Here is a 10,783-nt window from a genome sequence, read left to right as displayed (position 1 = left end):
GTGCCGCTGCTGCGGCTGGAACGCCCCGGCTGGCGCCCGGGGCCCGGCGACGACTGGCGCCGGGTGGACTCCCTGGACGACGCGGCGGCGCTGGTACCCGCACTCGGCTCACGCGTGTTCCTCACCAGCGGACGCCAGGGCCTGTCCGCCTTCGCCGGGGTCGACGACGTGTTCTTCCTCGCCCGCTGCGTCGACCCGCCGGAGCCGCCGCTGCCGCCGCGGATCGAGGTGCTGCTCAGCCGGGGCCCCTACCGCGCCGAGGACGAGGCCGCGCTGATGCGCGAACACCGCATCGACGTGCTGGTCACCAAGGACAGCGGCGGCACCCTCACCGAGGGAAAACTCACCGCCGCGCGCGAGCTCGGCATCCCCGTGGTCATGGTGCGCAGGCCGGATCACCCTGACGTCGCGGTGGTCACCGACGTCGACGGGGCACGGGCGTGGGTCGCCGAAGGCCTGCGTATCCGGGATCACGCCGCCGGGGCGTGACCCGCGGCCCCGTCACGTCCCGCCCAGGGCGCCGGTGAGGTAGTCCCGCAGCGCGACGGCATTGTTGTGCTCGGTCTCCTTCGTGGCGAACAGCAGGGTGACCGGGCCGTGCTCCAACGCCTGGCGCAGCGTCGCGAGGCCCTCCGGGTTGTCGTCGAGTTCCCGCCGGTAGCGCTCGCGGAACTCCGCCCAGCGGTCGGCCCGGTGGCCGAACCACTTCCGCAGTTCCGAACTGGGGGCCAGGTCCCGCAGCCAGCCGTCGAGCGCGAGTTCGTCCTTGCGGACGCCGCGCGGCCACATGCCGTCGACCAGGAACACCCGCCCGCGTCGCGCCGAGCCGTCCCGGACGTCGGCGTCGTAGACCCGACGCACCGCGATGTCGTCCGCCGTCACCGCCATGTCCCGCCCCCGATCGCCTGATCATCCGACACGTCCAGTGTGTGCGCACCGGCCGGCACCCGCACGCGCTCCCGCACCACCGCGTCGGGCGGGCTCACCGGAGGTTGCGGTCGGCGTAGACCCGCATGGCGTCCCGGACGAACTCCGCCGAGTCCGGGTAGTTCGCCGCGAAGCGCGGGTCGTCGACGTAGAGCTGTCCCAGACCGGTGAAGGCCTCCGCCGACGGAGCGGTGCCCTGCCAGCCCGCCTGCACCCACGCGTAGTGCCGCCGGGTGATCGCCTGTACCTCATCGCCGTCGGGGGTCAGCCCCCGCGCGCGGGCGTCGACGAAGTCGGCGGCAATCTCCCGTTGGGTCCGCCGGAACTCGTCGCGGTCGTCCGCGGAGAGCGATCTCCACCAGCGGTCGCCGCGGTCGTAGGCTTCGCGGCCCCACTTCCCGACGACCTCGTCCCTGTACCGGGTGTGGTCGAACCCGTCGAACGCTTCGGCTGCCATGAGCTGTTCTCCCTCTTCGTGTTTGCGCAAGGTCGTGCGCACCGACTCGATCTGCCTGCCGAGGCGCGCACGTTCCTGTTCGAGCCACCGCAGGTGCGTGCGCAGGGCCACACCGCTGTCCTGCTCGCCGTCCAGCACCTCGGCGATGGTCGGCAGGCCGAGCCCGAGCTGCCGCAGCAGCAGGATGCGCTGCAAGCGCATCAGCGACGCCGCGTCGTAGTAGCGGTAGCCGTTCGCGCCGACCCGGCTCGGTGGCAGGAGGCCGATGTCGTCGTAGTGCCGCAGGGTGCGGCTGGTCGTCCCGACCGCACGGGCGATCTCCTGGATGGCGAACTCGTCGGTGCGCGACATCGGACCTCCCTCGATCGCGTCGGTTCCGACGCTAGAAGTTGACGCAGCGGAAAGGTCAATTCCGGTCCCGCACCCCCTCCGGGAGAATCACCACGGACTCGTTTCCGCTCAGTGAAAGTGGTGGCTGTCCCCGCCGCGACCACCCTGATGAGATCAGCGCACGTCCACGCCAGGGACGAGCAGCACGGCGCGTCCGCACGCCGCACAACCGCACGCACCGGCTCCCAGCACACGGAGGATTCCCGCCATGACACAGCGCAGCGTCACCCGGACCACGGTCGGTATCGTCGGCGGGGGTCCCGCGGGGCTGATGTTGTCGCATCTGCTCGCGCGGGCCGGGATCGACTCGGTGGTCGTGGAGCGGCGCACCCGGCGGGAGATCGAGGAGACCGTCCGGGCGGGCATCCTCGAACGGGACAGCGTCCGCCTGCTCGTCGACTCCGGGGTGTCGGACCGCGTGCTGCGGGAGGGCCACGAACACCGGGGCATCGACCTCCGGTTCGGCGGGACGAGCCACCGGATCGACTTCCAGGGGCTGGTGGGCGCCTCCACCTGGCTGTACCCGCAGACCGCCGTGTTCGTCGACCTGGCCGAGGCACGCGAACGGGACGGCGCGGACGTCCGGTACGGCTGCGCCGACACCGCGGTCGTGGACCTCACGAGCGACCGGCCGGGCATCCGGTTCACCGACGCCGACGGCGTCGGGCAGGAGGTGCGCTGCGACTTCCTCGTCGGCGCGGACGGCTCGCGCAGCATGTGCCGCCAAGAGGTTCCCGAGCCGGAACGGCGGCAGTTCTTCCGCGAGTATCCGTTCGCCTGGTTCGGCATCCTCGCCGAGGCACCACCCAGCGCGCCGGAACTGATCTATTCGCACTCCGCGCGCGGCTTCGCCCTGATCAGCCAGCGCACCGAGACGGTGCAGCGCATGTACTTCCAGTGCGACCCGGAGGAGGACGTCGACGCCTGGTCCGAGGACCGCATCTGGGAGGAACTGCAGGCCCGGGTCGCCGGCGAGGACGGGTTGCGGCTCAACGAGGGCCTGATCGTCGACAAGACCGTGCTGCGGTTCCGCAGCTTCGTCTGCGAACCGATGCGGTACGGGAACATGCTGCTCGCCGGGGACGCGGCCCACACGGTGCCGCCCACCGGGGCCAAGGGTCTCAATCTCGCGTTGGCGGACGCCCGCGTCCTGGCCGAGCTGCTCGAACGGGCCGTGCGCAAGAACGACCCCGATGTGCTCGACGAGTACAGCCCGCGGGCGCTGGCCCGGGTGTGGAAGGCGCAGCACTTCTCCTACTGGATGACGAGCATGCTGCACCGGCTGCCCGAGGCGAGCGATTTCGACGTGCGCAGGCAGCTCGGTGAGCTCTCCTCGGTAGTGGAATCGCGCGCCGGCTCCACCTATCTCGCCGAGGCCTACACCGGCTGGCCGTCGTTGTGAGGCGTGTCGTCCCGGCGTCGCCGGAGCGGGTCCACCCCGTCGGGACGACGCGGACACCCTGAACGAGCCCGTCGGCCCCGGGTTCGGGCGCGGGTGTTCACGCTCTCCGGCCAGGAACCCGTCGGCGGCACCCAGCCCTGGAGCTCGGCGTCCTGACTGACCCGCGTGTCGCAGTCGATCACCTGGAAGTGCAGATGTGGCGCCGTGGAGTTGCCCGTGCTGCCGGACCAGGCGACGACCCTCCCCTGGGGAATCCGGGTTCCGGCGTTGTACAGCGCGCGGTTGAGGTGGATGTACTGGATGCACAGGCCGTTGGAATGCCGGATGGACACCTCGATGCCGTTGGCCTCGTACGGCGACCGGCCCGAGTACACGACCGTCCCGGCCTGTGCGGCGGCGAACTGCGGGTGCCCGCCGACGCGCAACGGGCTGGAACTGCTGCGGGCCGAGGCCGGAACCGGCACCAGCCCGTGAGCGGTGTCCGGCCTGCCGGACTGGCTCCGCCCACTGGTCGGCTTCGAGGAGGACGCCACGTCGGTGACCACGTTCGAGCCAGTCATCATCCCCGGCCTGTTGCAGACCGAGGACTACGCCCGGGCAGCGCACGTCACCGCCCCACAACTGGCCGCACCGGACAACATCGAGCGCTGGGTGGCCGCGCGGATGCGTCGGCAAAAACGCCTGCGAGGCGACAACTACTTCCGGCGGCACGCAGTGATCTCCGAAGCCGCGCTGCACCTGTACGTCGGTGGGGTGGCGGTGATGGCCGAGCAGTTGCGCCGACTCGTCAAGGCCACCGAAACCGACAACATCACCATCCGATGTTCGACGATCTGCGCACGGCCGCCCTGGCCGAAACCGAATCGGCGTCCCTACTGGCTGCCATACTGGAGGAGTACCAGTAGAAGAGGAGGCGAGCGTGCGGGATCTGTCCTCGGTCACCTGGCGCAAATTCAGTTTCAGCAACGCGGGCGGCGAATGCGTCGAAGTCGCGGCGCTGGACGACGGCGGCATCGCCGTCCGCAACAGCAAGGCTCCGGAGGCGGGCACCGTCCTGTTCACCCGCGCCGAGATGGCCGCCTGGATCGACGGCTGCAAAGCGGGCGAGTTCGACGACCTGCGCTGATGAGCGATCCGGGCACCGCCGGGTGTGGACGCCTGATCGTCGACCGCCCGGCTCGGCCCTCCACCGCGGGCGCTCGGTGTCGCGGCGGGCACCCTCGCCGGATGCCCGCCGCGACACGACCATGATCCACGGGCCACCGTCACCTCAGGTGTCGTCGGGACGACGCTCCCGGAGGTCGGATTCGGTGAGTTCCGTCGTCGACCTGCGCAGCCGGTTGGCCCACTGCTTCCCTTCGGCCGCGATTCCCTCGAAAATGTGCAGGGCGTGGGCGAACCCGGCCGACTCGACCGTCAGCTCCGAGGTCCGCTCCACATTCTCGTCCCACAACTCCTCGACCTGATCCATGACCTGGATGCGCACCGGTGGGCCGTTGGTGAGTTCCAGCTCCAGGGTCTGGTGGACCCGGTTCTTCTCCTGCACGTTCACCGAGGTGATGGCGTCGAAGCGGAAGTTCCGCCGGCGCTGCCCGGTGAACGAGCCACTCTCGAAGTCGAGCTCCGTGCTGATCTCCCGGACCCCGTCCATAGTGATCAGGAACAGTCGCAGGCCGTACCGGGAATACCGCCAGGGTCCGTTCGTGATCTTCGCCCGTCGGTAGTGCTGCGCCGGGGTCTGCAGGAATGTGTGGGCGATGACGTCGTGCCAGGTCATCCGGTAGTGCTGCATCGCCTCCTCGATGAGAGCGGTCTTGTCACAGTCCAGCCACCGCTCCATCTGCGCCTCGGTGGGCCGCAGATTCTCCAGCTGGGCCCTCACCCATTCATAGGCGGCCTGCAGGTCCGCGAACCGCTGCTCGCAGTCCTGCTCCTCCTCGCTGACCCTGCGGCCCTCGGTGAGAATGCGCAGCCACCGGTGTGCCGCCGACCATCCACCGCCCGCCGCGGCCGCCCCCGCGAGGAAGGCCGGGGAGGCGAGGGTCGCGCCGAGAACGACCAGGAGCGCCGGGATCGCCACCAGGATGCCTGCCCAGACGAAGAACTTGTCGGAGTCGGGCGTGCGGTACCGCTCGCGGTACTCCGACAACGTCCCGTTCTCCCACCGTGTCTTGAGATCGAACACCATGTGCTCGACGAGCCACCACAGCTGCTCGTACCGGGCGCCGCTGTCCCGGTACAGGCCCACGACCTCGTCCCGCATCGTGGCCTTGCGCCCCGCGATCTGCGCGAGCCAAGCCTGTTGGTCGGTGTTCGCGGGCACGTGCTTGTGCGTGTAATGGTTGAACAGGCGATCGATCCGGTCCGCGAACTCATCGGCCGGGGCCCAGTTCACACCAGGGGGCCCGGCGAGCTGACGATCCGTGGTCTTCACACGCTCGTTCCGGTACCACCACCCCGCACCGAACCGGGCGATCACGGACCCCGCGGCGAGGAACACGAGAAAGGCGATCGCCTCCGCCGGTCCCGCGCCGAACATGAACCACCCGAGCCCCAACAGACCGATCCCGGCCAGCGCGGTGGCGAGCAGGCCCACCAGCCAGTCCTGGGACGTGGTCGTGAGTGGTTCCGGGTATGCCCGCAGCGGAGGGGCCGGGGTGGGCTGGAAATACGTCCAGACCCGGTGGGCCCGGTCGTCGGCGAACCTGTCCGCCAGGGCGGCGTCGCGGGTGTCGGCCCAGAGTCGTTCCCGGACGGGTCCGGTGAGCACCATATCCAGATGCTTCAGAATCTGCCCCCGTTGCTCCGGCGCGAGGGAGAGCAGTTCCCGCAGTACGGGCCCGGAATCGCGTTTCGGATCCTCCAGACAGTCGAGCAACCCGCACACGGCCCGCAGACCGTGTTTCCACTCGTCGTCGGCATAGCGGTCGAGCATCTCCGGAAGCTGCCGTAACTGCGCCATCTCTCCGGCGGTGAGTTCCCGGTAGGAGCGTTTGCTCAGCATCGCCAACAGCCAGTGGAAACGCACCTCGCCGGACTCGTAGTGGTGGGCGATCGCGTCCCCGATCAGCTCGCGTGCCCTCGTGGGCACCCCGTCGGCCAGATACCTCGTGCCGACACGGTACTTCTGTTCCGGCGATTGATCTGAGTACAGGTAGACGTTCGAGTCACGGACCGTCTCTCCCTGGATGCCGACCACGGCATGGGATTCGGCGGTGTTGTGGATCGTCGGGTCCATCCCGGGTGCCGTGGTCATGACAGTCCCTTCGCCGCAGTGATCAGTACCCCGACCTTCGCCGCCAGCTCCGCGGTTTCCTCGATCAGTCCGCGCAGCTTCTTCAGAGCCCTCACCAGTCGGCTCTGCCCCTCCGGGGTTCGTTCCGCCAAGGCTTTGTCGGCGATGTCCAGCTCGGCCCGGGCCTCCTCGTAGGTGGCCTCGTCCAGGTCTCCGGCGGAACGTTTCCGCATCAGCAGTTCCCGGAGGGAGCTCAACTCGGCGACGAGGTCCCGAGCGGGTTCCCCCGCCGAGGCACCGAGGTGCACGGTGCTTCCGGTGACCTGCGCGGCCTGAATCCCTACCTGGCCCGCTCCGGCGGCGTTGTTGTGCACCGTGAACCCGGGCTGATCCGGATGATGACGGTCCCGCATGGTGACGACCTCTCCTTCCTCGCTGAGTTGTGCGGCGAGCGTCGTGGCGAACGACGCCGCGTTGGCCGCCGCCCGTGCCTGCCAGTTCGCCCCGTCGCTGGCGGCCTTGTTCCCGTCCGCGCGGTCACTGATGCCGCGCACCACAGCCACGGGAGAACCGTTCAGGTGCCCGGCCTGGGCCACGCCCGCGGCCTCCATCTCGATCGCGAGGGCGTCGTTGTAGTGCTGGCGCATCCACCGCGCCTCGTACGAGATCCGTGAGTCGTGCACCACCTCACCGGCGGCGATGGCGCCGAAATGCACACGAGGAACGGAGGCCCGCTCAGCGTGGTGGTCCTGCCAGTCGCCGGAGCGGGCGAGGTGGTGGGCGACCTGGTTCACCTCGTGCGGAACCTCCCAGACCCGGGGACGGGCCTTCAGTCCGTCGTCCTCACTCGTGCCGCCGTGATAGGCGTAGACGTGGGTGCCGAACACGACGTCGCCCAGTGCGACGTTCGGCCACAACCCGCCCGCCACGCCGACGAAGAGCACCGCCGCCGGCTCGAACTCGTTGATGGCCCGCTCCGCCAGCACGGCCGACGCGTGGTTGCCCTTCCCCACCAGTGCCAGCGCCACCCGGCACACACCACCCGGCAGGGTCCCGACCTCGAACCGGGTCCCGGTCGGGTGGCGGTACAGATCCGGTTCCGACAATCGTTGCCGGACCGCCTCGTACTCGACGTCCAGGGCGGTGAGTATCACCACCGCGTTATCAGACATCAGTTATCCCTCCCCATTCACCGGCCGTTCCGGCCGGATGATCGGCGGATTCAGTACCGTGCGCTCGCCCGCACGGAACAGCCGCGCCGGACGCCCCTTCGTGGTTCTGCGGGCGCTTCCGACGGGCTCGACGAAACCGGTGACCCCCTGCACCTTGCGGTAGAAATTGCGGGGGTCGAGCTGTGTCCCCCAGACCGCCTCGTAGACCTGTTGCAATTCCGAGAGCGTGAAGGTCTCCCCGCAGAACGCGGTGGCGAGTGCGGAGTGCTCCAGTTTCGTGCGGGCCCGTTCCACCCCGTCGGTCACGATGTCGCGGTGGTCGAACGCGAGCTCGACCTGTCCGGACAGCACGTGGTCCACCGGAACCCAGGAGGCGCCGGCCGCGTCGGTGCCCGCGATCGGTTCCGGCAGCGCCGGGGCGATCGCCAGATACGCCACGGACAACACCCGTCCCCGCGGATCCCGGCCCGGAGCGCCGTAGGCGCCCAGCTGTTCCAGGTGCAGCCGCGAATCGCGGAGTTCGGACTCCTCCCGCAGTTCCCGGTAGGCGGCGTCCACGAGACCCTCACCGAGGTTGTTGAGGAAACCGCCGGGTAGCGCCCTTTTCCCCCGGTAGGGCTCGATTCCCCGCTCCACCAGCAGCACATGCAGCCGGGATTCGCGGAGCGTCAGGATCACCAGGTCGACCGCCACGAGGACGGTCGGTGCGGACCAGCGCTGCTCGGACATGCGCAGGACCGTACCTTCTTGTCAAACTGACATGAATGGGTTCCACGGGGAATCCCCCGAACATCGCAACGGGGTCGTGGCGGGCTCGTACAGCCCGCGGTACCAGGGCACCAAGGGAGCCGCAGGTGGGTCCCGGCGTTCACACGAACAGAGCAGTCCACCGCGGCCGCGGATCACCGAACCACCATCGCGCGGCCCCGGCGATGTCACCAGAGCCGCTTGGCTGGATGGTCGACCTCTGGACCGCAGGGCGAAGTGACCGGCTCCGGTCACGACCAAGCGCGCGTCATCACGCCCGGCTCTGCCAAGTCTCCGAAGAGCCACCCGAACCGCTCAAGGTCCGCTGTCCGCACCTCGGCCGTAGAGCGGCGGGCGTGTCGGTTCAGGCAGCGGCGGAGATACTCATCCGGGACAGCCCCAGTCAGTTCTGCGGCACGATCGTCGACCGCAACGATGACCCCCTCCGGGACATCCCGGATCCATACCTCCCCCACGGCACCAACTCCGGGTACCGATGCTGACAGACGAGCCGGACGCGACCCCCCGCGAGGTCGCCCGAGGGCTACGCGTGATTCTCCCGGGCGTAGGGGCGTGACCACAACGCCGCCTGCAGGGTCACCGCCTTGAACCACGCCTGCTGCATCTTCTCCACCTGTTCGAGGCTGTGTCCCTTGGCGGCGAGGAAGTCCCGCATGGTTGCCGTGATCGGATAGATGAACGCGACCAGGTAGCGCAGCGGGATCGGCGTGCTGGCGTCCACGTCATCGGTGACGTTCTTCTTGTCGACGGTGTGCCGCAGGGCGATCTCCTCCTGATAGTCCAGCCACGCCCGGTCGAACGGGCGGCGGCAGGTGTCCAGGATCCACTGCGCGAACCGGGGCCGCACCCGGTCCAGGTAGCGCTGGATCGGCTCCCCACCGGGGGTGGAGAAGTACGCGATCAGGTGCGGATGGTCGGCCACGAAGCCGTACCACACGTCCAGCACCCGGTCGGTCTGGTCTTCGAGCACGTCACCGGCCGTCCGCAGCGCCGCGCGGTCGTCGTCGGTGAACATGACGGTCTGCAGGAGGTGGTCGAGGTCCTCCTCGGTCATCGGTGACCGCGTGGCCGTGCGGCCGAAGTCGTACCCGGCGATGTCGATCGTCTTCTGCTGGGTGGCCATCCCGCCCCTCCTCGGAGTCCGCGCACAGTGGCTGCCGTACCCCGGGTGTGCCCGTGGGCGGGACGGACAAACCCGTAGCGGTGCCGGTGGGAAGGCGGCGTCCCCACCGCCGAGGCCGGATGCCGTGGTGTGAGCGTCCGACACGCCGCTCTCGCCACCACGCCGGTCCGCCCGGTCAGGCGCGGGTGTTCACGCTCACCGGCCAGGAACCCGTCGGCGGGACCCAACCCTGGAGCTCGGCGTACTGACTGACCCGCGTGTCGCAGTTGATCACCTGGAAGTGCAGGTGCGGTCCGGTGGAGTTGCCCGTGCTGCCGGACCAGGCGACGACCCGCCCCTGGGGAACCCGGGTCCCGGCGTCGTGCAGCGCGCGGTTGAGGTGCGCGTACTGGGTGCACAGGCCGTTGGAGTGCCGGATGATGACTTCGATGCCGTTGGCCTGGTACGGCGACCGGCCCGAGTACACGATCGTCCCGGCCTGTGCGGCGGAGACCTCGTAGTTCGCCGGGAGGCGGAAGTCCCACGCGTGCTCGTTGTACGGACCGGTGTGCGAGTAGGTTCCTTCCGGACCCTGGGTGACCTGGTACGCCTCCCCCGCCGGGTACGGCAGTGCGTAGTAGTGGTCGGCGGCCGACGCGGGTGCGGCCGTGCCGAACGCAACCGCCGGGGCCGCGAGCGCGGTCGATGCCGCCGCACCCACCCTACGCAGCACTCTTTTCACCCTGTCGGACATCGTGCCCACCTCCTCGTCGGAAGTGCCGGGAAGAGGTCCCGGCACGGACACAGTCCACCAAGGCGATCGGTCCGGACCAAACAACTTCGGTCCCGTGCGGGCCGTGTTCACCGAAAAGTGCACAGCTGCGTGGCGTCCATGCGCGGGAGCGGAGCACACGTCGTCGCCACGACCCGGCGCGCCAGCCCGGTGCTCCGCTCTTCCGGCAGCGTCGGAGTGGTCATCGGCCGAGTCGGTCAAATGCCTCCGCATAGCGCGGCAGCTCCTCGCCGAGAACCTGCTCCAGCAGCTCCGCACGGCCGTCCTTTTCCGGACACCCCCACATTGCCTGCCGGGCCACGCCGTGCGTCGGCCGAATTCCAGCTTCGGCACGACGTCGCTGCGCAGCAGGCTCCGGCGTCCCGGTGTCCTCAGTCCCCGGACTCATGCTCACCCGTGGAGTCGGGATAGCTGCGCGGCGTCCACACCACGCGGGTGCCGTCCGGCTGCTCGCGCACCCGGGTGCGCGACGAGCCGACGATCAGCAGGGTGCGCATGTCCACCGTCTCCGCGTCGAACCCGGCGAGGGTATCCACC

At 69.5% G+C, this 10,783-nt stretch carries 12 protein-coding genes and 1 pseudogene; 4 read left to right on the top strand and 9 right to left on the bottom strand.

Annotated elements, in window-relative coordinates; all coding sequences use genetic code 11:
- The coding region (locus tag SACHA_RS20740) for a precorrin-6A/cobalt-precorrin-6A reductase (protein ID WP_019808314.1) at window positions 1-489 on the top strand (489 nt) is incomplete at its 5' end.
- Between the two features lie 12 nt (window positions 490-501).
- On the opposite strand, the gene SACHA_RS0107050 is transcribed toward SACHA_RS20740, so the two are convergent.
- Together SACHA_RS0107050 and SACHA_RS0107040 are read right to left on the bottom strand one after the other, a co-directional pair.
- Window positions 502-888 (bottom strand): DUF488 domain-containing protein, encoded by a 387-nt coding sequence (locus tag SACHA_RS0107050; protein ID WP_019808313.1) that lies wholly within the window; start codon window positions 886-888, stop codon window positions 502-504.
- A gap of 94 nt (window positions 889-982) precedes the next feature.
- Window positions 983-1,735 (bottom strand): MerR family transcriptional regulator, encoded by a 753-nt coding sequence (locus SACHA_RS0107040; protein ID WP_019808311.1) that lies wholly within the window; start codon window positions 1,733-1,735, stop codon window positions 983-985.
- Between the two features lie 247 nt (window positions 1,736-1,982).
- On the opposite strand from SACHA_RS0107040, the gene SACHA_RS0107035 reads away from it, so the two are divergent.
- Window positions 1,983-3,176, top strand: coding sequence for a 4-hydroxybenzoate 3-monooxygenase (locus tag SACHA_RS0107035; protein WP_019808309.1), 1,194 nt, complete (start codon window positions 1,983-1,985; stop codon window positions 3,174-3,176).
- Here the strand turns inward: SACHA_RS0107035 and SACHA_RS23770 are convergent.
- Entirely contained in the window at window positions 3,152-3,739 is a 588-nt protein-coding gene (locus SACHA_RS23770; RefSeq protein WP_019808307.1) for a M23 family metallopeptidase, read from the bottom strand. The genes SACHA_RS0107035 and SACHA_RS23770 overlap by 25 nt on opposite strands.
- Between SACHA_RS23770 and SACHA_RS26030 the strand changes: the two are divergent.
- Both SACHA_RS26030 and SACHA_RS0107020 read left to right on the top strand, forming a co-directional pair.
- Window positions 3,654-3,941 (top strand): annotated as a pseudogene (locus SACHA_RS26030) (Scr1 family TA system antitoxin-like transcriptional regulator); the annotation flags it as partial. The gene SACHA_RS23770 and the pseudogene SACHA_RS26030 overlap by 86 nt on opposite strands.
- 154 nt (window positions 3,942-4,095) lie before the next feature.
- Window positions 4,096-4,302, top strand: a complete 207-nt coding sequence (locus SACHA_RS0107020; RefSeq protein ID WP_019808305.1) for a DUF397 domain-containing protein — start codon at window positions 4,096-4,098, stop codon at window positions 4,300-4,302.
- A gap of 144 nt (window positions 4,303-4,446) precedes the next feature.
- Here the strand turns inward: SACHA_RS0107020 and SACHA_RS0107015 are convergent, their stop codons facing one another.
- The 6 genes from SACHA_RS0107015 to SACHA_RS0106990 form a co-directional block, all read right to left on the bottom strand.
- Window positions 4,447-6,432, bottom strand: a complete 1,986-nt coding sequence (locus tag SACHA_RS0107015) for a hypothetical protein (protein WP_019808304.1) — start codon at window positions 6,430-6,432, stop codon at window positions 4,447-4,449.
- Complete coding sequence (locus SACHA_RS0107010; protein ID WP_028662956.1) at window positions 6,429-7,583, bottom strand: 5'-methylthioadenosine/S-adenosylhomocysteine nucleosidase family protein; 1,155 nt, start codon at window positions 7,581-7,583, stop codon at window positions 6,429-6,431. The genes SACHA_RS0107015 and SACHA_RS0107010 overlap by 4 nt, the downstream gene beginning before the upstream one ends.
- 3 nt (window positions 7,584-7,586) lie before the next feature.
- Window positions 7,587-8,312, bottom strand: a complete 726-nt coding sequence (locus SACHA_RS0107005) for an NUDIX hydrolase (protein WP_019808300.1) — start codon at window positions 8,310-8,312, stop codon at window positions 7,587-7,589.
- A 269-nt stretch (window positions 8,313-8,581) separates the two neighbouring features.
- Complete coding sequence (gene vapB, locus SACHA_RS26695) at window positions 8,582-8,806, bottom strand: type II toxin-antitoxin system VapB family antitoxin (protein ID WP_019808298.1); 225 nt, start codon at window positions 8,804-8,806, stop codon at window positions 8,582-8,584.
- Window positions 8,807-8,874: 68 nt separating this feature from the next.
- Window positions 8,875-9,474, bottom strand: a complete 600-nt coding sequence (locus SACHA_RS0106995; RefSeq protein ID WP_019808296.1) for a protoglobin domain-containing protein — start codon at window positions 9,472-9,474, stop codon at window positions 8,875-8,877.
- Window positions 9,475-9,649: 175 nt separating this feature from the next.
- Entirely contained in the window at window positions 9,650-10,207 is a 558-nt protein-coding gene (locus tag SACHA_RS0106990) for a M23 family metallopeptidase (protein WP_028662955.1), read from the bottom strand.
- Window positions 10,208-10,783: the final 576 nt, after the last annotated feature.

This window comes from Saccharomonospora halophila 8, assembly GCF_000383775.1.
Lineage (GTDB): Bacteria > Actinomycetota > Actinomycetes > Mycobacteriales > Pseudonocardiaceae > Saccharomonospora > Saccharomonospora halophila.
The sequence above is the reverse complement of the archived record's forward strand: the minus strand, read 5'-3'. Positions and strand labels throughout refer to the sequence as shown.